This window comes from Kluyvera sichuanensis (assembly GCF_014218705.1).
Classification (GTDB): Bacteria; Pseudomonadota; Gammaproteobacteria; order Enterobacterales; family Enterobacteriaceae; genus Kluyvera; species Kluyvera sichuanensis.
In genome coordinates, this window is the sequence record NZ_JABBJF010000002.1 from 270,894 (window position 1) to 292,531 (window position 21,638).

18 protein-coding genes are annotated in these 21,638 nt (G+C 54.6%); 11 read left to right on the forward strand and 7 right to left on the reverse strand.

Annotation, left to right across the window (positions count from 1 at the left end):
- Positions 1 to 31 precede the first annotated feature (31 nt).
- Positions 32 to 526 carry a leucine-responsive transcriptional regulator Lrp gene (lrp, locus tag HII27_RS03580; RefSeq protein WP_000228469.1) on the reverse strand — a complete coding sequence of 165 codons (495 nt, stop codon included), beginning with the start codon at positions 524 to 526 and terminating at the stop codon, positions 32 to 34.
- Positions 527 to 1,076: 550 nt separating this feature from the next.
- On the opposite strand from lrp, the gene trxB reads away from it, so the two are divergent.
- The 5 genes from trxB to infA all read left to right on the forward strand — a co-directional run bounded on the left by trxB (position 1,077) and on the right by infA (position 6,900).
- Positions 1,077 to 2,042, forward strand: coding sequence for a thioredoxin-disulfide reductase (trxB, locus tag HII27_RS03585; RefSeq protein ID WP_185666580.1), 966 nt, complete (start codon positions 1,077 to 1,079; stop codon positions 2,040 to 2,042).
- Between the two features lie 122 nt (positions 2,043 to 2,164).
- On the forward strand, positions 2,165 to 3,931 hold the full coding sequence (gene cydD, locus HII27_RS03590) for a heme ABC transporter permease/ATP-binding protein CydD (protein ID WP_185666581.1): 1,767 nt from the start codon (positions 2,165 to 2,167) through the stop codon (positions 3,929 to 3,931).
- A complete protein-coding gene (gene cydC, locus HII27_RS03595; protein ID WP_185666583.1) occupies positions 3,932 to 5,653 on the forward strand; it encodes a heme ABC transporter ATP-binding protein/permease CydC in 1,722 nt (573 codons plus the stop codon). It begins immediately after the preceding gene.
- A 40-nt stretch (positions 5,654 to 5,693) separates the two neighbouring features.
- On the forward strand, positions 5,694 to 6,398 hold the full coding sequence (aat, locus tag HII27_RS03600) for a leucyl/phenylalanyl-tRNA--protein transferase (RefSeq protein ID WP_185666584.1): 705 nt from the start codon (positions 5,694 to 5,696) through the stop codon (positions 6,396 to 6,398).
- 283 nt (positions 6,399 to 6,681) lie between these two features.
- Positions 6,682 to 6,900 (forward strand): translation initiation factor IF-1, encoded by a 219-nt coding sequence (gene infA / locus HII27_RS03605; RefSeq protein ID WP_002211347.1) that lies wholly within the window; start codon positions 6,682 to 6,684, stop codon positions 6,898 to 6,900.
- 105 nt (positions 6,901 to 7,005) lie between these two features.
- On the opposite strand, the gene HII27_RS03610 is transcribed toward infA, so the two are convergent.
- The 3 genes from HII27_RS03610 to clpS all read right to left on the reverse strand — a co-directional run bounded on the left by HII27_RS03610 (position 7,006) and on the right by clpS (position 10,036).
- Positions 7,006 to 7,236, reverse strand: coding sequence for a DUF2554 family protein (locus tag HII27_RS03610; protein ID WP_185666586.1), 231 nt, complete (start codon positions 7,234 to 7,236; stop codon positions 7,006 to 7,008).
- A gap of 173 nt (positions 7,237 to 7,409) precedes the next feature.
- Entirely contained in the window at positions 7,410 to 9,686 is a 2,277-nt protein-coding gene (gene clpA, locus HII27_RS03615) for an ATP-dependent Clp protease ATP-binding subunit ClpA (protein ID WP_035896357.1), read from the reverse strand.
- Between the two features lie 29 nt (positions 9,687 to 9,715).
- Positions 9,716 to 10,036, reverse strand: a complete 321-nt coding sequence (clpS, locus tag HII27_RS03620) for an ATP-dependent Clp protease adapter ClpS (RefSeq protein WP_035896358.1) — start codon at positions 10,034 to 10,036, stop codon at positions 9,716 to 9,718.
- Between the two features lie 395 nt (positions 10,037 to 10,431).
- Here clpS and cspD point away from each other — a divergent pair, with 395 nt between their 5' ends.
- Positions 10,432 to 10,653 (forward strand): cold shock-like protein CspD, encoded by a 222-nt coding sequence (gene cspD, locus HII27_RS03625; protein ID WP_035896359.1) that lies wholly within the window; start codon positions 10,432 to 10,434, stop codon positions 10,651 to 10,653.
- Between the two features lie 75 nt (positions 10,654 to 10,728).
- On the opposite strand, the gene macB is transcribed toward cspD, so the two are convergent.
- Both macB and macA read right to left on the reverse strand, forming a co-directional pair.
- Positions 10,729 to 12,669, reverse strand: a complete 1,941-nt coding sequence (gene macB, locus HII27_RS03630) for a macrolide ABC transporter ATP-binding protein/permease MacB (RefSeq protein WP_185666587.1) — start codon at positions 12,667 to 12,669, stop codon at positions 10,729 to 10,731.
- Entirely contained in the window at positions 12,666 to 13,781 is a 1,116-nt protein-coding gene (gene macA / locus HII27_RS03635; protein WP_185666588.1) for a macrolide transporter subunit MacA, read from the reverse strand. Before macA ends, macB begins: the two co-directional genes overlap by 4 nt.
- Before the next feature lie 162 nt (positions 13,782 to 13,943).
- Here macA and HII27_RS03640 point away from each other — a divergent pair, with 162 nt between their 5' ends.
- Complete coding sequence (locus tag HII27_RS03640; RefSeq protein WP_185666590.1) at positions 13,944 to 14,897, forward strand: VirK/YbjX family protein; 954 nt, start codon at positions 13,944 to 13,946, stop codon at positions 14,895 to 14,897.
- A gap of 173 nt (positions 14,898 to 15,070) precedes the next feature.
- Complete coding sequence (locus HII27_RS03645) at positions 15,071 to 16,027, forward strand: VirK/YbjX family protein (protein ID WP_185666591.1); 957 nt, start codon at positions 15,071 to 15,073, stop codon at positions 16,025 to 16,027.
- Here the strand turns inward: HII27_RS03645 and HII27_RS03650 are convergent.
- A complete protein-coding gene (locus HII27_RS03650; protein WP_185666593.1) occupies positions 16,024 to 17,682 on the reverse strand; it encodes an ATP-dependent endonuclease in 1,659 nt (552 codons plus the stop codon). The two genes, HII27_RS03645 and HII27_RS03650, sit on opposite strands and share 4 nt — an antisense overlap.
- A 375-nt stretch (positions 17,683 to 18,057) precedes the next feature.
- Here HII27_RS03650 and aqpZ point away from each other — a divergent pair, with 375 nt between their 5' ends.
- The 3 genes from aqpZ to hcp all read left to right on the forward strand — a co-directional run bounded on the left by aqpZ (position 18,058) and on the right by hcp (position 21,635).
- Positions 18,058 to 18,750, forward strand: a complete 693-nt coding sequence (gene aqpZ, locus HII27_RS03655; RefSeq protein WP_185666594.1) for an aquaporin Z — start codon at positions 18,058 to 18,060, stop codon at positions 18,748 to 18,750.
- 187 nt (positions 18,751 to 18,937) lie between these two features.
- Positions 18,938 to 19,837, forward strand: a complete 900-nt coding sequence (locus HII27_RS03660) for a lysine exporter LysO family protein (protein ID WP_185666596.1) — start codon at positions 18,938 to 18,940, stop codon at positions 19,835 to 19,837.
- A 145-nt stretch (positions 19,838 to 19,982) separates the two neighbouring features.
- The gene (gene hcp, locus HII27_RS03665) at positions 19,983 to 21,635 is read left to right on the forward strand and encodes a hydroxylamine reductase (protein ID WP_185666598.1); all 1,653 of its coding nucleotides are present in this window, start codon (positions 19,983 to 19,985) and stop codon (positions 21,633 to 21,635) included.
- The last annotated feature ends 3 nt before the right edge of the window (positions 21,636 to 21,638 follow it).

The window sequence follows — 21,638 nt, forward strand, 5'->3', positions numbered from 1 at the left end:
CAAACTACGCTGATTTTGCACCTGTTCCGTTTTAGCGGGTCTTAATTACCAGACGATTACTCTGCTTAACCTCTTCCATAACGACGTAAGTACGGGTGTCGTTCACGCCTGGCAGGCGCAGCAGGGTCTCGCCAAGAAGTTTACGGTAAGCCGACATGTCCGGTACGCGGGTTTTCAACAGATAGTCGAAATCGCCGGAAACCAAGTGACACTCTTGAATTTCTTCAAGTTTTTGCACAGCGGCGTTAAATTGTTCAAACACGTCTGGCGCACCGCGATTCAGAGTAATCTCAACAAAAACCAGCAGCGATGCATCCAGGTAATGCGGGTTTAACAGCGCGGTATAGCCCTGAATAAAACCCTGTCGTTCCAGACGACGTACGCGCTCAAGGCACGGGGTCGGAGAAAGTCCTACTCTTTTGGAAAGCTCGACGTTCGAAATACGCCCATCTTTTTGCAGTTCATTGAGAATGTTGCGGTCGATGCGGTCGAGATCTTTGCCAGGGCGTTTTTTACTATCTACCATTATTATTGTCTCTCTGTATTCCTTCCCTACTCCTGTCTTGACTCTGTGCACTTCACTGTTCAGAGCCTTCTCCCGATTTCAATGCGCCGTTGTTGCTGCAACGACGAATATCCCAGGGTATGCGTATGAGAAGCCCCGGCGCCTCACGGCCACCCTCCGACATCACGTATGATGTCTGTCCACACCATACGTAGATTTCAGTGATCCGGGTAAAAATGGCATTTGCGTGCATGAAAATTCACCACACGCGAAACACTGCTTTTCTTCTTCCTTGAATGTTGTCGCAAAAGCTTAGGGGATTGTCAAAGCAAAACATCTTTTTTTAGTACAACATGCCAGATATTCATGAATCCTGGGTCCGGTTTCACATGTAATCGTCTTATAATCATCAGCCTGGCAGTAGAAATAGTTATATTTTTTGATGTTAAAATAGCCAATCAATCGGCTCATTCTATTACACATATCGTTAACAAAATCGCTGTGCTCTTTTTTTACGTCTACAAATTCCCTACAATCCAGAGCAATGTCTGCCAACAATTATGGGGATCTCATGGGCACGGCCAAACACAGTAAGTTGTTAATCCTTGGTTCTGGACCTGCGGGATACACCGCTGCGGTCTATGCTGCACGCGCGAACCTGCAGCCGGTACTGATTACCGGGCTGGAAAAAGGCGGTCAGCTGACCACCACCACAGAAGTGGAAAACTGGCCTGGCGATCCAAGCGACCTGACCGGTCCGCTGCTGATGGAACGTATGCACGAGCACGCCACTAAGTTTGAGACCGAAATTATTTTCGATCACATCCACAGCGTGGATCTGCAAAACCGTCCGTTCCGTCTCACCGGCGACAGCGGTGAATACACCTGCGATGCGTTAATCATCGCCACCGGCGCCTCTGCTCGCTACCTGGGCCTGCCGTCGGAAGAAGCGTTTAAAGGCCGCGGCGTTTCCGCCTGTGCTACCTGCGACGGTTTCTTCTACCGCAACCAGAAAGTCGCGGTCATCGGCGGCGGCAACACCGCCGTGGAAGAAGCGCTGTATCTGTCCAACATCGCATCAGAAGTGCATCTGATTCACCGCCGTGATTCATTCCGTGCGGAAAAAATCCTGATCAAACGTCTGATGGATAAAGTGGAAAGCGGCAACATCGTGCTGCACACCAAGCGTACGCTGGAAGAAGTGACCGGCGACCAGATGGGCGTGAGCGGTCTGCGTCTGCGTTCTACTGAAAACGACGACATTGAGTCGCTGGACGTCGCGGGTCTGTTCGTCGCTATCGGCCACAGCCCAAATACCGCGATCTTCGAAGGTCAACTGGCGCTGGAAAACGGCTACATCAAAGTGCAGTCCGGCATTCACGGCAACGCAACGCAAACCAGCATTCCTGGTGTGTTCGCAGCGGGTGACGTGATGGACCACATTTACCGTCAGGCGATCACCTCTGCGGGTACCGGCTGTATGGCCGCGCTGGACGCTGAGCGCTACCTCGACGGTCTGGCTGACGCGTGCAAATAATCTTTACAAGTCAGTAACAAAAGTAAAAAAGGCGACGATAAGTCGCCTTTATTTTTTCTGCGATGTAACATTGCCGCGCCCATAACTGAAACCATTAGCCATAAGCACCTGCTAAGCGCCCAATGAATAAAAGTCGCCAACAAGAACTCACCCGCTGGCTCAAACAGCAAAGCGTCCTGTCACGCCGCTGGTTGATGACCTCCCGTCTGCTCGGCTTCGTTAGCGGTGTACTGATCATCGCCCAGGCCTGGTTCCTTGCCCGCATTCTCCATCACATGATTATGGAGAATATCCCGCGAGAAGCGTTGCTGCTGCCGTTTATCCAGCTGGTGCTGATCTTTATCCTGCGCGCCTGGGTTGTCTGGCTGCGGGAGCGCGTTGGTTTTCACGCCGGGCAACAGATTCGATTTGAAATTCGCCGCCAGGTGCTCGACCGCCTGCAGCAGGCTGGTCCGGCCTGGATTCAGGGCAAGCCAGCCGGTAGCTGGGCGACGCTTATCCTCGAGCAAATCGATGACATGCACGATTACTATGCCCGCTACCTGCCGCAGATGGCGCTGGCAGCCTGCGTGCCGCTGCTGATTGTGGTCGCGATCTTCCCTTCCAACTGGGTCGCCGCATTAATACTGCTGATGACGGCACCGTTAATTCCGCTGTTTATGGCCCTGGTGGGAATGGGCGCGGCCGATGCCAACCGTCGCAACTTCCTGGCGCTGGCGCGCCTGAGCGGTCACTTCCTCGACCGTCTGCGGGGCATGGATACGCTGCGTATCTTTGGTCGTGGCGAAGCAGAAACGGAAAGCATTCGCGAGGCCTCGCAGGATTTCCGTCAACGTACGATGGAAGTCCTGCGACTGGCCTTCCTCTCCTCCGGCGTGCTGGAGTTCTTTACTTCGCTCTCCATTGCGCTGGTCGCCGTCTATTTCGGCTTCTCCTACCTTGGCGAACTAAACTTCGGCAGCTACGGCACTGCCGTGACGCTCTCCTCCGGTTTCCTGGCGCTGATCCTGGCCCCTGAGTTCTTCCAGCCGCTGCGTGATTTAGGCACCTTCTATCACGCCAAGGCGCAGGCCGTTGGCGCCGCCGACAGCCTGAAAACATTCCTCGAAGCGCCGCTGGCGCATCCGGAACAGGGCGACCAGACGCTGGAGACCAGCGAACCGGTTACTCTCAGCGCCGTGGATCTGTTTATCACCTCGCCGGAAGGCAAAATGCTGGTTGGGCCGCTCAACTTTACGCTTAACGCCGGGCAACGCGCCGTGCTGGTTGGCCTGAGCGGTTCCGGTAAAAGCTCGCTGCTGAATGCGCTGGCCGGTTTCCTACCCTATAGCGGTTCGCTGAAAGTGAACGGCGTTGAATTACGCAATCTGCACCCGGAAGGCTGGCACCGCATGATGAGCTGGGTCGGGCAAAACCCGCAGCTTCCGGCGGCTACGCTGCGTGAGAACATCCTGCTCGGCAATCTGGAGGCCAGCGAGCAACAGTTGCAACAGGCGTTGGATAAAGCCTGGGTCAGCGAATTCCTGCCACAGCTTCCTGACGGTATCGACACCGTTGTCGGCGAACAGGCCGCGCGTCTGTCCGTGGGTCAGGCTCAGCGCGTCGCTGTCGCCCGCGCCCTACTCGCCCCCTGCCGTCTGCTGCTGCTGGATGAACCTGCCGCCAGTCTGGATGCTCACAGCGAGCAGCGTGTGATGCAGGCGCTGACCGAAGCCTCCACCCAACAAACCACGCTGATGGTCACCCACCAGCTGGAAGGTATTACCGATTGGGATGCTATCTGGGTGATGGAAAACGGTCAGATTATTGAGCAGGGAACGTATCAGCAGCTGGTTGATGCTAACGGCGTGTTTGCCAGCCTGCTGGCTAGCCGTCAGGAGGAGATTTAAATGCGCGCACTGTTGCCTTATCTGGCGCTCTATAAACGTCACAAGTGGCTGTTAAGCCTGGGCGTTGTTCTGGCGATTATCACCCTGCTTGCGAGCATTGGCTTACTGACCCTTTCCGGCTGGTTCCTTTCTGCTTCAGCGGTTGTCGGGTTCGCGGGCGCTTACACCTTCAACTACATGCTGCCTGCCGCTGGCGTGCGCGGCGCGGCGATTATCCGTACTGCCGGGCGCTACTTTGAGCGCCTGGTCAGTCATGATGCGACCTTCCGCGTTTTACAACATCTGCGCGTCTTTACCTTCAGCAAGCTGCTGCCGCTGTCGCCCGCCGGGCTGGCGCGTTTTCGTCAGGGCGAACTGCTCAACCGCATGGTGGCGGACGTCGATACGCTCGACCACCTCTATCTGCGCGTCATCTCGCCATTAGTCGGTGCATTAGTCGTCATTCTGGTGGTGACTGCCGGGCTTAGTCTGCTGGACGTTGGTCTGGCGCTTACCCTCGGCGGCATTATGCTGGCCACGCTGCTGGTTCTACCGCCGCTGTTCTATCGCGCAGGTAAACCCACAGGTGAGCAGTTGACGAGCCTGCGCGGGCAGTATCGCCAACAGTTAACCGGCTGGCTGCAGGGGCAGGCAGAGCTGACTATCTTTAACGCCAGCCAGCGTTATCGGAAGCAGATGGAGCAAACCGAACTCAACTGGCACGACGCCCAGCGCCGTCAGTCTGAACTGACCGCTCTGTCACAGGCGTTAATGCTACTAATTGGCGGCGTCGCCGTGGTCTCCATGCTGTGGTTAGCCGCTGGCGGCGTTGGTAGCAACAGCCAACCCGGCGCGCTGATTGCGCTGTTTGTATTCTGTGCGCTGGCGGCCTTTGAAGCGCTGGCGCCAGTGACCGGCGCCTTCCAGCATCTTGGGCAGGTTATCGCCTCAGCGCTGCGTATCAGCCAGATTATTGAACAGCAACCGGAAGTGACCTTCCCAGAGCAGGCTGTGGCGCGTCCTCAACAGGTATCGCTGACGCTGGATCGGGTGTCATTCACCTACCCTCAGCAAGCGCAGCCTGCGCTGAATAATCTGTCACTGAATATTGCGGCAGGCCAGCATATCGCCCTCCTCGGCCGTACCGGCTGCGGTAAATCGACGCTGCTCCAGTTACTCACCCGTGCCTGGGACCCGCAGCAGGGCGAAATTCTGCTGAACGGCATGCCGCTGACCCAGTTTGATGAGCAGACGCTGCGTCAGACCATCAGCCTGGTGCCGCAGCGCGTGCATCTGTTCAGCGCGACCCTGCGCGACAACCTGTTGCTGGCGAAGCCTGACGCGAGCGATGAAGCGCTCAGCGAGGTTCTGCGCCGTACCGGTCTTGAGAAGCTGCTGGAAGACGCCGGGCTGAACAGCTGGCTGGGTGAAGGTGGACGTCAGCTTTCCGGCGGCGAGCTGCGTCGACTGGGGATTGCGCGGGCATTGCTGCACGATGCACCGCTGATGATGCTGGACGAACCGACCGAAGGGTTAGACGCCACCACCGAGAGCCAGGTGCTTGAACTACTGGCCGACGTAATGCGTCATAAAACGCTGCTGATGGTGACCCATCGTCTGCGCGGGCTGGCGCGATTTAATCAGATAATTGTCATGGACAACGGGCAAATTATTGAGCAAGGTAATCACGCAGAACTGCTGGCAAAACAAGGCCGTTACTACCAGTTTAAACAGCGTCTGTAGACTATGATTAGTTAACCCTGTTTCGTGAGGTCATCGCGACATGCGCCTTGTCCAGCTTTCTCGACACTCGATCGCGTTTCCCTCGCCTGAGGGCGCATTACGTGAACCAAACGGACTGCTCGCTTTAGGGGGCGATCTCGGCCCCGCGCGCCTGCTGATGGCCTATCAGCGCGGCATTTTTCCGTGGTTTTCGCCCGGCGATCCTATTCTCTGGTGGTCGCCGGATCCCCGCGCCGTGCTGTGGCCTGAGCAGTTTCACCTCAGCCGCAGCATGAAGCGGTTTCACAAAACCTCCCCTTATCGCGTGACGATCAACTACGCCTTTAGCGATGTGATCGCCGGCTGCGCGCAGGATCGTCACGAAGGTACCTGGATTACCACCAGCATCAGCCAGGCCTATCATCGCCTACACGAGCTTGGTCATGCGCACTCTATCGAGGTATGGCAGGAAAACACGCTGGTAGGCGGCATGTACGGCGTTGCCATGGGCGAACTGTTCTGCGGCGAGTCGATGTTCAGCCGCGCGGAGAACGCCTCTAAGACGGCGCTGTACATCTTTTGCGAGGCATTCCGTCAGGCGGGTGGCAAACTCATCGACTGTCAGGTGCTCAATAGCCACACCGCTTCCCTGGGCGCGGAGGAAATCCCGCGTCGCGACTACCTCGAGCATCTCAATACGCTCCGCATGCAGCCGCTTGCCGATAAGTTTTGGGTACCCCGAGCGCTCTTTTTACCTGAAGCGTAAATGATTTCAGCACAATTGCCATCAGGATGATATAATTGCCGACGAGAGTCGCTTCTGCCTTTTACCCCGCCGACGTTTGGGAATCTTCGAGTCAGATAACGCCCACGTTTATCCTGCTGTTTCCGGCCTGGTTCGTGCCCATCACACGATGCATTTGTGTGGTGAAAGGGTAATGCGCAAAAACGACTTTCGCCGATTAAGACGGACAATTCTTTACTTACTTGATGAACTTCGGCATTATCTTGCCGGTTCAAATTACGGTAGTGATACCCCAGAGGATTAGATGGCCAAAGAAGACAATATTGAAATGCAGGGTACCGTTCTTGATACGTTACCTAATACCATGTTCCGCGTAGAACTGGAAAACGGGCACGTGGTTACTGCACATATCTCCGGTAAAATGCGCAAAAACTACATCCGTATCCTGACGGGCGACAAAGTGACTGTTGAGCTGACCCCGTACGACCTGAGCAAAGGCCGCATTGTCTTCCGTAGTCGCTAATCTCCGCAGATAATGAGCGTCTGGCGCTACTTTCGCCGAGCGCTATTTGCTGAATATTAATGCCTCGCTTATTGCGGGGCATTTTTTTTCCTTTTCCACATCACCTCATAAATTGTGCGCTTCCGGTTTACGCGATTTTTGCCAGTGATGGTGCTCACGCAGCCCTTCCGCTGACTCTTCCGCCACCACGCGTAGCTCATCGCTATCCGCTTCATGACGTAGCTGGTGATCGGCATTTTTAACCCACAAAAACTGATGTCCTTTATGGCCGGCCATAAGTTGGCCAGAGAATAACGCGCAGGTGAGTAAAATCACCGATAACAATTTCGAAAACATTATGCCACCGCCTGGTTATCTTCTGCCTCCATCATGCCAACCCTTACGTCTGGTTATTATCCAGCTGTTCAAATTTGCGAAAATGGAATGTCAGCGTGAAACACCGAAGATGGCGCATAAAAAAACCGAGCTGTTGTCAGCTCGGTTTTTGTTTTTACCGCATGTGATTAACGTTAATGCGCCGCTTCTGGCTTATGCTTCTGCGCACTCTGGAAGCCGTAGGTCAGCTCGTTCTTCTCGTTGTCGAGCGCCACGGTGACCTGGCCGCCGTCAACCAGCGAACCAAACAGCAGTTCGTTAGCCAGCGGTTTTTTCAGGTTGTCCTGAATCACACGCGCCATTGGACGCGCGCCCATCGCACGGTCGTAGCCTTTCTCGGCCAGCCAGTTGCGGGCCTCCTGGCTGACTTCCAGCGACACGCCTTTCTGATCCAGTTGAACCTGCAACTCGACGATGAACTTATCGACGACCTGGTGGATCACGTCAGTCGACAGATGATCGAACCAGATAATGTTGTCGAGACGGTTACGGAACTCTGGCGTAAAGATCTTTTTGATCTCTTCCATCGCGTCGGTGCTGTTGTCCTGCTGGATAAGGCCAATCGATTTACGCTCGGTTTCACGTACGCCGGCGTTGGTGGTCATCACCAGCACCACGTTACGGAAATCGGCTTTACGACCGTTGTTATCGGTCAGCGTTCCGTTGTCCATCACCTGCAGCAGCAGGTTAAAGACGTCCGGGTGTGCTTTTTCGATTTCGTCCAGCAGCAGTACCGCGTGCGGATGCTTGATAACCGCATCGGTCAGCAGGCCGCCCTGGTCAAAACCAACGTATCCCGGAGGCGCACCGATCAGGCGGCTCACCGTATGGCGTTCCATATACTCGGACATATCGAAACGCAGCAGTTCGATGCCCATCGCCTTCGCCAACTGGACGGTTACTTCCGTTTTACCCACCCCAGTCGGGCCAGCAAACAGGAAGGAGCCCACCGGACGATGATCGTGGCCGAGGCCTGCGCGGCTCATCTTAATGGCTTCGGTCAACGCATCAATAGCGTTATCCTGGCCGAATACCAGCATCTTCAGACGGTTGCCGAGGTTTTTCAGCGTATCGCGATCGCTTTGGGAGACGCTTTTCTCCGGGATACGCGCAATACGCGCGACCACGGATTCGATGTCCGCCACGTTGATCGTTTTCTTACGCTTGCTCACCGGCATCAGACGGGCGCGAGCGCCTGCCTCATCAATCACGTCGATGGCCTTATCAGGCAAATGACGATCGTTGATGTATTTCACCGCCAGCTCCACTGCCGCACGTACCGCTTTCGCGGTGTAACGGACATCGTGGTGCGCTTCGTATTTCGGCTTCAGGCCGTTCAGGATCTGTACGGTCTCTTCTACCGACGGTTCGGTAATATCGATTTTCTGGAAACGACGCGCAAGCGCCCTGTCCTTCTCAAAGATATTGCTGAACTCCTGGTACGTGGTGGAGCCCATTACCCGAATTTTGCCGCTGGAGAGCAGCGGTTTAATCAGGTTCGCGGCATCTACCTGCCCACCCGACGCGGCACCCGCACCGATGATGGTGTGGATTTCGTCGATGAACAGAATGCTGTTGGTGTCCTGCTCTAACTGCTTGAGCAGCGCTTTAAAGCGTTTTTCGAAATCGCCGCGATACTTGGTGCCCGCCAGCAGCGAACCGATATCGAGCGAGTAGATAGTGCAGTCGGCCATGATTTCCGGCACATCGCCACGCACAATGCGCCACGCGAGGCCTTCCGCAATCGCCGTTTTACCGACACCGGATTCCCCCACCAGTAGCGGGTTATTCTTACGGCGACGGCACAGCACCTGAATGGCGCGCTCCAGCTCTTTGTCGCGGCCAATCAGCGGGTCAATTCCCCCGACGCGAGCAAGCTGATTAAGATTGGTGGTGAAGTTTTCCATACGTTCCTCCCCGCCTGCTTGCTCTTCGTTAGTCTGCTGATTCCCGGAATCGGAAGGCTGGCTTGGCTCGTCTTTACGCGTGCCATGAGAGATGAAGTTCACCACGTCAAGGCGGCTGACTTCATGTTTACGCAGAAGATACGCAGCCTGCGACTCCTGCTCGCTGAAAATCGCCACGAGGACGTTAGCGCCGGTGACTTCGCTACGCCCAGAAGACTGGACGTGGAAGACCGCGCGCTGCAGAACACGCTGGAAGCTGAGCGTCGGTTGCGTTTCGCGCTCTTCTTCACTGACCGGTAGCACCGGCGTGGTTTGTTCGATGAAGGCTTCGAGTTCCTGACGCAGCGCCACCAGATCGACCGAGCACGCTTCCAGCGCTTCACGGGCTGATGGGTTGCTAAGCAGAGCCAGCAACAGATGCTCGACGGTCATAAACTCGTGACGGTGCTCGCGCGCTCTGGCGAAAGCCATGTTTAAACTGAGTTCCAGTTCTTGATTGAGCATAGGCACCTCCCCCAATTTTCATGCCTGTATCAGGCTTGTTCCAGCGTACACAACAGTGGATGCTCGTTCTCCCTCGCGTACTGATTCACCATGGCAACTTTGGTCTCGGCGACTTCTGCCGTAAAGACACCACAAATTGCTTTACCCTGATAGTGAACCGTTAGCATCAGTTGTGTTGCGCGTTCTACATCATAAGAAAAGAATTTTTGTAACACGTCAATAACAAACTCCATCGGAGTGTAATCATCATTGACCAATATCACTTTATACATCGATGGGGGCTTAAGCCCATCCTGAAGTTTATCTGCCGAAAGCTGGTCGAAATCCAGCCAGTCTCTGGTCTTACTCATTGTCAGTCATCATTGTGGGTGTCATCTCGTGCTGCTGACGTTCCTGTTTGCACTTTAGCGCCTCGTAGTATTGACGGTATTAATGACACATTTACCGTCTGCTACGCAGCCACTTGCTCCTGTGCATACACGTTCTAAATTTACTGTAGATCATAGATAGCTATCACCTATAGCTGTCATTCGCGAACTCTGTCACATTCCCGTCAATAGCGTTAACTGCTTCAAATTTTGATGCATTTTCCCCCTTCAGCCTCCCTCAAACGCTTGACGCATTGTGCGAAATATCTAAATTGTACTGGCGAGAGTTGGTGAGGTTTTGAACAACTCCTGACTCCACCACCGGTTCATTCCATCTACTTATAAACGTATAATAGTGTTACGAAGGATGTCGAAGTATGGAAATGGGTACTGTTAAGTGGTTCAACAATGCTAAAGGGTTCGGTTTTATTTGCCCGGAAGGCGGTGGCGAGGACATCTTCGCCCATTACTCCACCATCCAGATGGATGGGTACAGAACGTTAAAAGCCGGGCAATCCGTCCAGTTTGATGTCCACGAGGGGCCGAAAGGTAATCATGCCAGCGTGATTATCCCTCTGGAAGCAGAAACAGCCGCCTAGTTACTGCCCCATTGTGTACATCCCGCTGTCAAAATGCCAGTCCTTCTGACTGGCATTTTTTCATTTCTTTTGCGCTTATTCCCGCGCCAGCGCATCGACCGGATCGAGCCGGGCGGCGTTGCGCGCAGGTAGCCAACCAAACAGCACACCGGTCAGCGTCGAGCAGATAAATGCCGTCAGCAGCGCCAGCGGCGAGAAGCCAATTTCCCATCCCGGCAGCACCAACTGTAAGAGCAGCGCAATCATCATGGAAAGCGCCACACCGATCGCGCCGCCGACAAGGCAGACCAGGATCGCCTCTATCAGGAACTGCTGCAGCACGTTGCTGGCTCGCGCCCCAACCGCCATACGAATGCCGATTTCCCGGGTACGCTCGGTCACCGACACCAGCATAATGTTCATCACCCCAATACCGCCCACCACCAGCGAAATCACCGCCACCAGCGTTAAGAACAGCTGTAATGTATGTGTGGTGCGTTCCGCGGTTTTCAAGACGCTGTCCATGTTCCAGACAAAGAAATCTTTCTTCCCGTGCCGCAGGTTTAACAGCCGAGTGAGTTGCTCTTCGGCAAGGCTGCTGTCGTAACCCTCTTTCACCCTGACGGTAATCGAGTTGAGCCACGTCTGTCCCATCACCCTCCCGGACATCGTCGAGTAAGGTAACCAGACACGCAGAATTTTGCTGCTGCCAAACATCGACTGTTTTTCATCTGCCACGCCGATAACCGTCGCGGGCATATTGCCGACCAGGATGACTTCACCCACCACATTCGCTTTATTCGGGAACAGCTGGCGTCGCGTGTTACCATCAAGCACCACCACCTGTGAACGCTCCGCGGCCTGCACATCGTTAAAGGTGTTCCCTTCGCTGAAGGTCATACCGTAGACGTTAAAATAGTGCTGACCAATGCCTTGAACGCTGGCAGCCACATCAATATTGCCGGCCCTGACACGCAGGTTTTTTGATACCGAGGGAGTGACCGAACTGACCCACGACTGCTTTTCAATCGCCAGCAGGTCGTCGTATTTCAACGACTGCTGGTACTGCGGGTCATCATCGCCAAAATCTTTCCCCGGATAGACATCAATAGTGTTGGTGCCGATGGCGCGAATATCCGCCAGCACCATCTGCTTAGCCGCGTCGCCCACCACCACGATAGAAACCACAGAGGCGATGCCGATGATAATGCCCAGCATGGTCAGCAATGTGCGCATTTTATTGGCGACCATCGCGCGCCAGGCCATCGACAGCGCTTCGCGGAAGCTGTTGCTGAACTGCTGCCAGCCGGACGCATTCTGAGTCGCGGGTTTGCGCGCCGCCACCGTAGTCTGACGCGGGGGCGGATTATGGATAATTTCGCCGTCACGAATCTCAATCACTCGCTCGGCTTGTGCGGCAACCTGCGGGTCGTGGGTGACGATAATAATGGTGTGACCCTGCTCTTTTAGCTGATGCAGGATAGCCATCACCTCTTCACCCGAATGGGTATCGAGCGCCCCCGTGGGTTCATCAGCAAGTATCACCTGGCCGCCGTTCATCAGCGCGCGGGCGATACTGACGCGCTGCTGCTGGCCGCCGGAAAGCTGCGAAGGGGCATAATCCACGCGATCGGCAAGCCCAAGACGCTGCAGCAGTTCTTCCGCGCGTTCAAGACGGGCTTTGCGCTCCATGCCAGCATAGACGGCTGGCACTTCAACATTCTGCGCGGCCGTCAGGTGAGACAGCAGATGGTAGCGCTGAAAGATAAAGCCAAAATGCTCGCGCCGCAGCGCGGCCAGCGCATCGCTATCCAGCGTCGCGACATCGACCCCGGCAACCCGATAAGTCCCGCTTGTAGGCTTATCAAGACAGCCGAGGATATTCATCAGGGTGGATTTACCCGAGCCGGAAGCGCCGACAATCGCCACCATCTCACCGGCGTTAATTTGCAGAGAGATGCCTTTAAGCACATCCACGCTGCCGTCACCGGACGGGTAGCTGCGGCGGATGTTGCTCAGTTCAAGCAGTGCGGTCATTGTGCGGCCCCGGCTTTACCTTCTCCGGTAATCACCTCATCGCCCGCGTCCAGCCCTTTGGCAATTTCCACATCGGTGTCGTTGCGCGCGCCAATCACGACTTCACGGGTTTTCACCTCGCCGTTACGCAGCAGACGCACGTTGTAGCGGTTGTCTCCCACGTTCTCGCCCAGCGCGGAAAGCGGGATGGTCAGCACATCGTTTACGCCGCTGAGCTGGATATGTACCTGAGCCGTCATGTCGAGGCGCAAAACGCCCTGCGGGTTAGGCACTTCAAAACGGGCATAGTAGAAGATGGCGTCGTTGACCTTCTCCGGCGTTGGCAGAATGTCTTTGAGCGTGCCTTCATAACGCGTCAGCGGGTCACCCAGCACCGTAAACCAGGCTTTCTGCCCTGGTTTAAGGTGGATAACATCAGCCTCCGACACCTGCGCTTTCACCAGCATCGTACGGAGATCGGCAAGGGTCAGAATATTCGGCGCCTGCTGGGCGGCAATCACCGTCTGCCCCTGCAGGGTAGTAATTTGCGTAACTTCACCCGCCATAGGCGCGACGATACGCGTGAAATCGAGGTTGGTTTTGGCGGTATCAAGAGAGGCCTGATTTCGCTTAATTTGTGCGTCAATTGTGCCAATCTGCGCCTTTTTCACCACCATTTCGGTGGCAGCGGTATCCAGATCCTGGCGCGAAATCGCCTGGGTTTTTGCCAGTTGCTGCTGGCGTGAAAGGGTTACACTCGCCAGCTTCCATTCGGCTTCAGCCTGCTGGCGCTGCGCTCGCAGTTCCATCAACGTGGCTTCTACCTCTTTTATCTGGTTTTGCGCCTGTTCGGGGTCAATCACCCCCAACAGCTGATCTTTCGCGACTTTATCGCCAATGCTTACCGACAGCGTTTTCAACTGCCCACTCACCTGCGCACCAACGTCTACTTTGCGCAGCGCGTCAAGCTTACCGGTAGCCAGCACGCTCTGCTCCAGGGAGCCCTTACGGACAATCAACGTCTGGTAGTTGGGCAACGGCGCGTTCAGCGTTTTCCAGACCGCTATCACGGCGATAATCACGACGATTGCCGCGATGACATAGCGTTTTTTAAACTTTCCCTTGATGTTCATAAAAATCCTGAATTCCCCAGTGTATCCATCAGAATGAAAAGGCAAGCGTAAACAAAATATAAACAATCACTAAAGATATCTAAGAATTTTCCGATGATTGAGAATTGGTTTAGTTTTCCAATTGTAAACTTTGGAAAAGTTTTTTATATCAGGTCGCCATCAATGTCTCAGCTCAGTGATAACTCTCTTCCCCCAGCGCATTCTTTCTCCGGCCTTGGGCTGTTTTTCAGCCTGTTCAGCGGGCAGTGGCGTCCTAGCGAACACTGGCATAAAAACAGCTTCCGGCGGAAGTTTATGGTGCGTTCTTTATTGATGCCACGCTTAAACCGCGATTGGATGCACGAATTATCTCAATGGTCAAATCTTAACGCGGTCATGGCCCGTCAACCTCGCCTGCCGGTGCGACTGCATCGTCCTTATCTGGCGGTCAATTTCCCTCGCCCTTTGATTGTGGATGCGCTGCGTTATCACTATAAGCTGTTATCCGAGGCAATGTCCCCTGAAGAGTTTGAGACCTATCTGAAATCGCAGTATTTCCCACTTGCAAAACTAGAGGGGAAAAACGGTGAGGTCTTCAGCATTGAACTGACCATGGATGTCAATCTCGACAAAGAGGGCGATAGCACTATCCTGATGCGTAACGCGAATGGCGATACGCTGGCGGAAATGACCTTTACCATCCTGAGCTATCAGAACCAACGGACGCTGTTTATCGGTGGCCTCCAGGGCGGTAAACGTGAACTTCCTCATGAAGCCATTCAGGAAGCGACCAAAGCCTGCCACGGCCTGTTCCCGAAACGCCTGGTGATGGAAGCCGTTTGCCACTTTGCAGGCCGTCTGCAGGTGGAACAAATTCTCGCCGTCAGCAACACGGTCCATATTTTCCGTGGCGAGCGCTACCACGATAAAAACAAAGCCGTCCTTTCGGATTACGACAGCTTTTGGGAAGCCGTAGGCGGTGAATGCGATCAAAACCGCTATTTCCATATCCCTGTCACTATTGCCCGCAAAGATCTTGCCGAAATTGCGAGCAAAAAACGCGCAGAGTACCGCCGCCGCTTTGAGTTGCTGGATACCATTGGCACGCAAATGTCGACGCTCTTTGGCCAGCGCTAATCTCTTTTTCTACGCACTGCTGATGTGGTGCGTAGAAATACGCAGAAAACAGACACCACCAAACCTAAACGCTTCATCAACAAAGATTAATCTCCACAATTCTTACATTTGTTGAAATTGTGTTGAGCATCTCGTTGCTTAAATAGGCAAATCTTTCTTATGAGATTATTCCTATGTCCAGCCTCGCCGAACTTTCCCTCTCCACTGCCCTGCAGCCAGAATCCAGTTGGCATTTCTTTCGGCTGCTATCAACCGGTGCGTTAACGCCTGGCCGAGCGTGGGAAAATCCAGGCTATCGCTTTAAGTTCATGCTGCGTTCACTGAGCACGCCGCGCATGACCGGCAAGCTGCTGGCGAACCTGGCAAAACAACCACATTTAAAACAGATCCTTGATGTACAGCCTGGTCTACCGTGCCGTCTGCACCGTCCGTGGTTGTCTGTCCACACCGATCATCAACAGATCATCGAGGCGTTAAGCTGGCACTACCAGCAGTTGCTGAGCCATCTGCCGGAACGCGTAGCTAAAGGCTACCTCTCACCGCACGGCGCGCTGTTGGCGACCATTAACGGCAAAGACGGTCAGCAGTACGCTATTCGCCTCAACGCAGATGCCATGCAGGATAAAGAAGGTGAAGCCACACTAACGTTTCGTGATGAAAACAACACCGTGCTGGCGGAGCTAACATTTACGTTATGCCAGTTCAACGGGGTGGATACCTTTTATATTGGGGGTTTGCAGGGGGCGAAGGCGCACGTTCCGCACCAGCTTATCCAAACCGCGACGAAAGCCTGTCATGGCCTGTTCCCGAAACGCCTGGTGGTGGATGCGCTGTTAACGCTGGCGACACCGCTGTCGGTAGAACACGTTCGCGCCGTCAGCAACGAGACGCATATCTACCAGAGCCTGCGCTATCGTCGTAAAAAACGCGACAAACTGCATGCCGATTACAACAGCTTCTGGGAATCGCTCAGCGCAACGGTAGATAGCAAAGGAGATTACGTGCTGCCGCTGATGCTGCCGCGTAAAACCATGGAAGAGATTGCCAGCAAAAAACGGGCGGAGTACCGCCGCCGCTACGAGCTGCTGGATACGCTCCAGCAGCAGATTTTGCAGACCAGCACGCGCTAATCTGCCTTCCCGCGCGCCAGCCAGACGACGCGGGAAAACATTTTCTTCAGTAAAGGCGGTACGGCTTCAGTACCCCGTCGCCCCGCCTCCATCGCCACTTCAATGGCCAGATCGGGTTTTGACGACCGATGGATAGCTTTGGTAATCACCCGGCGCATGTTCATCGGAATATTTTCCGGCAGCTGTGCAACACGGTGATAGACGCTGGAAAAGCCCTGCTTATACATAAAGTGTTCCATGTCCAGCGCCGGCAACGTGGTCAGGTGATGGTGCTCCTGATCCCGATCATTATTGAGCAACCCCCGCACGGTGGCGGCGTACTTTTTACCGGCCTCGTCACCGTCGACCAGCACGTGCCATTCAATACCCATCCGGCGCGCAAACTTGATAAGCGGCTTTAATCCCGACTGAGCAAATTCAATCACCTTCACCCCTTCAGCATCAAAGTGATGGCCGCACTGGCGCGCCAGTTCGTTAATCACCCAGGTTTCCGTCTCGCCTTCCACCAGCAGCCAGCAGCGGGCAAACAGCGATGAAGCGCGGTTAAAGCGGATATGGAAGGAGATGCGGCGGCTATCTTCAGCGTTCATCCCTTCCGGCCCTAAGCGCCAGGCAGAAACGCGGGACGATTCACGCACCAGACGGCAAACGTACTGCATCGGCGTCAGCGACAGCAGTTCACCAGAGTTCGTGGTGGCAATACGCTGCAATGGCAGCAGGTTCAGCAGGCTCCAGGCCACGGAGAGCATAATGGGGTGCAGTCGGGTTTCCGGGTCTTCCACCAGCAGCAGCGGGCGAGCGTCTTTATCCAGCCTGACCGTCCCTTTCGCCTGCAATAAGGTGGCAAACATGCCCAGCAGGATCACCCGGTGATTGCGGGCGCCGGGTTTATCTATCATGCGGTTAATAAGATCGAGATAGCGCCAGCTACGCTGCTCATCGTGAGAGCGCCGACGCATCAGGCGCTGGATCGCCGGGCCGGATCCCTGTTCAGAAAAGTAGTGTTCGAGCAGTTGCCCCATCGCCGAGAGCCCCTGGCGAATTTGCCCGTCGCTCAGGTTCTGTGGGCTGGTGACCAGCTCACGCGACAAATAATCCAGCTGACGGGCGGTAATCTCGACATCCGGTACGTTCGGCACGGTGCCGTTACGAATACGACGCATAAAACGGGCATCGCGCAGGCGCAGCACCGGCATCAGGCGAATCAGTTCGCGCGCGCAGGCATCGATATCATCCAGTTCCAGCGCCTGGCCGTCGCTGTCGATAAAGCTGCGTAAAGTCAGTACGCTACCGTCGGCGGCCAGTTCACCTTCCAGGCGATAGAAAATGCGCTGATAGCCGTCAGGGCACAGCGACCAGCAGCCGGTGAGGCCACGGTAACGACGCCCGCGGTAGCGTCCCGGCTCGTTCTCGCGAAAGGTCAGAATAATATGCAGATGATGTTCGCGCCCCTGAACATCGCCGGGCGGGAACCAGAAATCGTTGCGGACAAAGTGATACAGCCCTTCATGCGGGGAAAGCAGCAGCGTCAATGCATCCAGCAGACTCGACTTACCCCAGGCGTTTTCGCCGATTAAGACATTATTTTGTTCCAGCATTAACGACAAACGGTTGATGCCGCGAAACCCTGCAATCTCGGTGCGCTCAAGAAGCATAACTCCTCCGTAACACAATACGCCTGCTCTCCTTTCATTCTCGCAGTATAGCGGCATGGAGGGGCGTTGACATCCGCTCATTCCCTTACTTTCAGGTAGAAGAAGGCGTCATTAACCGTGCAAAGTAATAAAATGCGCTCTCAATCACTCTTCACGATTATTCCGAAAATAATGCACTACACTCTAAATTAAAGAATGAATTGCTCAAGGATTAACACCACATTGTTTTGTATCAAAGTTCGCGTATTTATTTAACTGGTTAAGGGATGACGTTAGTTTCTAAAATAGCGCTGACTATGCCTGCCGCTCAATTCAGGCCGGTATAAATTCAGTCGTCATCCTTTATGACGATGATATTTTTAATTCGAGGTGGTTATGTTTAGAAAATTGGCTGCAGAGTGCTTTGGCACCTTCTGGCTGGTATTTGGTGGTTGCGGCAGTGCGGTTCTGGCTGCAGCATTCCCAGAGTTAGGGATTGGCTTTGCGGGTGTGGCGCTGGCGTTCGGTTTAACCGTTCTCACCATGGCTTTTGCTGTAGGGCACATTTCTGGCGGCCATTTTAACCCGGCAGTGACGCTGGGCCTGTGGGCGGGCGGTCGTTTCCCGGCTAAAGACGTTATCGGTTATATCATTGCTCAGGTTGTGGGCGGGATTATCGCTGCTGCTATTCTGTATCTCATCGCCAGCGGTAAAGCAGGCTTTGACGCAGCAGCCAGTGGTTTCGCTTCTAACGGCTACGGCGAACACTCACCGGGTGGCTACTCCATGCTGTCCGCTATCGTGATTGAAATCGTATTGACCTGTGGCTTCCTGCTGGTTATCCACGGTGCAACTGATAAAAATGCGCCAGCGGGCTTCGCCCCTATTGCTATCGGTCTGGCGCTGACCCTGATCCACCTGATCAGCATCCCAGTGACTAACACCTCTGTTAACCCGGCGCGTAGTACTGCAGTGGCTATCTTCCAGGGCGGTTGGGCACTGAACCAGCTGTGGCTCTTCTGGGTCATGCCAATTATCGGCGGTATCCTCGGTGGTCTGATTTATCGCACCCTGCTGGAAAAGAAATAATACGGCTGTAGCCCGGACGAGGCGCTCAGGCGCCGACTCCGGGTATCCCCGGCGGCGCTTCGCTTGGCCGGGCTACATAAGAAAGACCCGGCTTTGTCGGGTCTTTCTTTTTTCGTGGCTTTACTCAGAATGGGGTTTTCGGTAGTGTCTGTGCGCTATTTCAACACTGCAAGGAACTGAGCTCGCCATGTTATCGGGATTGCTAATCATTCTGGTGCCACTCATTATCGGCTACCTTATCCCCCTCACCCACCGCAGCGCGCTGCAGCTAATCAACCGTCTGCTGAGCTGGATTGTTTATCTTATTCTCTTCTTTATGGGGATCAGTCTGGCATTCCTGGATAATCTGGCGGATAACCTGTTAGCTATTTTCCACTATTCCGCCATTAGTATTGTGGTTATTTTAGCGTGCAATATGCTGGCGCTAATGTGGCTTGAAAAAGTGCGTCCGTGGGGGCATCCACACCATCAGGAAAAATTACCGTCCCGCGTCGCCATGGCGCTGGAATCATTAAAACTGTGCTTTGTGGTTATAGCCGGTTTTGTGGTTGGACTAAGCGGTTTTGCTTTTTTACAGCATGCCACCGACGCCAGCGAATATACGCTTATCTTCCTCCTGTTCCTTGTAGGTATTCAGCTGAGAAATAGTGGTATGACGCTGCGACAGATAATTCTCAACCGCCGTGGCATGCTAATTGCGCTGGTGGTGGTCGCAAGCTCTATGGTAGCCGGGGTGATTAACGCTTTTCTGCTCGGACTGCCGATTAAAACCGGAATGGCGATGGCCTCAGGATTCGGCTGGTATTCGCTCTCAGGTATTCTTCTGACTGATGCTTATGGCCCGGTGATCGGCAGCGCCACCTTCTTTAATGACCTCGCGCGCGAACTGCTCGCCATCATGCTGATCCCCGGTCTGGTTCGCCGCAGTCGCTCAACGGCGCTGGGGCTATGTGGCGCAACGTCAATGGACTTTACCCTGCCGGTGCTACAACGTTCCGGTGGCGTAGAAATGGTGCCACCTGCCATCGTCCACGGCTTCCTGCTGAGCCTGTTGGTTCCTCTGATGATGGCCTTCTTCACCGCCTGATACCTCTATGGCGGTAGCCCCGGCTGCCGCCAAAATTGCGCTAAATCAACCTCCCTTTAAGTTGCACCAGAAATCCCTTTTCAAGGCTAAGCACCAGGCTTACCCTTAAACATGTATATTAAATATAACTTTAAAAGGTGTGACCATGTTTTGTGTGCAATGTGAACAAACCATCCGTACTCCGGCAGGGAACGGCTGCTCTTATGCACAGGGTATGTGCGGTAAGACCGCAGAAACGTCCGATCTGCAGGATCTGCTGATTGCGTCCCTGCAAGGTCTGTCCGCATGGGCGGTTAAAGCTCGCGAATACGGCATTATCAGCCACGACGTCGATAACTTCGCCCCGCGCGCGTTCTTCTCTACCCTGACTAACGTTAACTTCGATTCCCCACGTATCGTTGGCTATGCCCGTGAAGCAATCGCGATGCGTGATGAGCTGAAAGCACAGTGCCTGGCCGTAGATGCCAACGCCACCGTTGATAACCCAATGGCTGACCTGCAGCTGGCCAGCGACGATCTGGGAGCCCTGCAACAGCAGGCCGCTGAGTTCACCCCAAACAAAGATAAAGCCGCTATCGGTGAAAACATTATGGGCCTGCGTCTGCTGTGCCTGTACGGCCTGAAAGGTGCGGCGGCCTATATGGAACATGCCCACGTTCTCGGCCAGTACGACAACGACATCTACGCGCAGTACCACAAAATCATGGCGTGGCTGGGCACCTGGCCTTCCGACATGAACGCTCTGCTGGAGTGTTCAATGGAAATCGGCCAGATGAACTTCAAAGTGATGAGCATTCTGGACGCTGGCGAAACCACTAAATACGGTCACCCAACGCCAACTCAGGTCAACGTGAAAGCGACCGAAGGTAAATGTATTCTGATCTCCGGCCACGACCTGAAAGACCTTTACAACCTGCTGGAGCAAACTGAAGGCACCGGCGTTAACGTCTATACCCACGGCGAAATGCTGCCAGCACACGGCTACCCAGAGCTGCGTAAATTCAAACACCTGATCGGTAACTACGGCAGCGGCTGGCAGAACCAGCAGGTTGAATTCGCCCGCTTCCCTGGCCCAATCGTGATGACCTCTAACTGCATCATCGACCCAACCGTAGGCGCTTACGACGACCGTATCTGGACCCGTAGCATCGTCGGCTGGCCGGGCGTAAGCCACCTTGAAGGCGACAACTTCGGCCCGGTTATCGCTCAGGCACAGCAGATGGCTGGCTTCCCGTACAGCGAAATCCCACACCTGATCACCGTTGGTTTTGGCCGTCAGACCCTGCTGGGCGCAGCGGATACTCTGATCGATCTGGTGAGCCGCGAAAAACTGCGTCACATCTTCCTGGTCGGCGGCTGCGACGGCGCACGCGGTGAACGTAACTACTTCACCGATTTCGCCACCAGCGTACCGGATGACTGCCTGATCCTGACCCTGGCCTGCGGTAAATACCGCTTCAACAAGCTGGAGTTCGGCGATATCGAAGGCCTGCCGCGTCTGGTCGATGCCGGTCAGTGTAACGATGCTTACTCTGCCATCATCCTGGCGGTAACGCTGGCAGAAAAACTGGGCTGTGGCGTGAACGACCTGCCGCTGTCTCTGGTGCTCTCCTGGTTCGAACAGAAGGCAATTGTGATCCTGCTGACCCTGCTCTCTCTGGGCGTGAAAAACATCGTGACTGGCCCAACTGCGCCAGGCTTCTTCACGCCGGACCTGCTGGCAGTCCTCAACGAGAAATTCGGTCTGCGTTCCGTGACTACCGTTGAAGAAGATATGAAGCAGCTGCTGAGCGCGTAAGGA

Bases quoted from the DNA above. Each gene is read 5' to 3' on its own strand.
- lrp (WP_000228469.1), bottom strand. From the start codon at position 526: ATGGTAGATAGTAAAAAACGCCCTGGCAAAGATCTCGACCGCATCGAC.
- trxB (WP_185666580.1), top strand. From the start codon at position 1,077: ATGGGCACGGCCAAACACAGTAAGTTGTTAATCCTTGGTTCTGGACCT.
- cydD (WP_185666581.1), top strand. From the start codon at position 2,165: ATGAATAAAAGTCGCCAACAAGAACTCACCCGCTGGCTCAAACAGCAA.
- cydC (WP_185666583.1), top strand. From the start codon at position 3,932: ATGCGCGCACTGTTGCCTTATCTGGCGCTCTATAAACGTCACAAGTGG.
- aat (WP_185666584.1), top strand. From the start codon at position 5,694: ATGCGCCTTGTCCAGCTTTCTCGACACTCGATCGCGTTTCCCTCGCCT.
- infA (WP_002211347.1), top strand. From the start codon at position 6,682: ATGGCCAAAGAAGACAATATTGAAATGCAGGGTACCGTTCTTGATACG.
- HII27_RS03610 (WP_185666586.1), bottom strand. From the start codon at position 7,236: ATGTTTTCGAAATTGTTATCGGTGATTTTACTCACCTGCGCGTTATTC.
- clpA (WP_035896357.1), bottom strand. From the start codon at position 9,686: ATGCTCAATCAAGAACTGGAACTCAGTTTAAACATGGCTTTCGCCAGA.
- clpS (WP_035896358.1), bottom strand. From the start codon at position 10,036: ATGAGTAAGACCAGAGACTGGCTGGATTTCGACCAGCTTTCGGCAGAT.
- cspD (WP_035896359.1), top strand. From the start codon at position 10,432: ATGGAAATGGGTACTGTTAAGTGGTTCAACAATGCTAAAGGGTTCGGT.
- macB (WP_185666587.1), bottom strand. From the start codon at position 12,669: ATGACCGCACTGCTTGAACTGAGCAACATCCGCCGCAGCTACCCGTCC.
- macA (WP_185666588.1), bottom strand. From the start codon at position 13,781: ATGAACATCAAGGGAAAGTTTAAAAAACGCTATGTCATCGCGGCAATC.
- HII27_RS03640 (WP_185666590.1), top strand. From the start codon at position 13,944: ATGTCTCAGCTCAGTGATAACTCTCTTCCCCCAGCGCATTCTTTCTCC.
- HII27_RS03645 (WP_185666591.1), top strand. From the start codon at position 15,071: ATGTCCAGCCTCGCCGAACTTTCCCTCTCCACTGCCCTGCAGCCAGAA.
- HII27_RS03650 (WP_185666593.1), bottom strand. From the start codon at position 17,682: ATGCTTCTTGAGCGCACCGAGATTGCAGGGTTTCGCGGCATCAACCGT.
- aqpZ (WP_185666594.1), top strand. From the start codon at position 18,058: ATGTTTAGAAAATTGGCTGCAGAGTGCTTTGGCACCTTCTGGCTGGTA.
- HII27_RS03660 (WP_185666596.1), top strand. From the start codon at position 18,938: ATGTTATCGGGATTGCTAATCATTCTGGTGCCACTCATTATCGGCTAC.
- hcp (WP_185666598.1), top strand. From the start codon at position 19,983: ATGTTTTGTGTGCAATGTGAACAAACCATCCGTACTCCGGCAGGGAAC.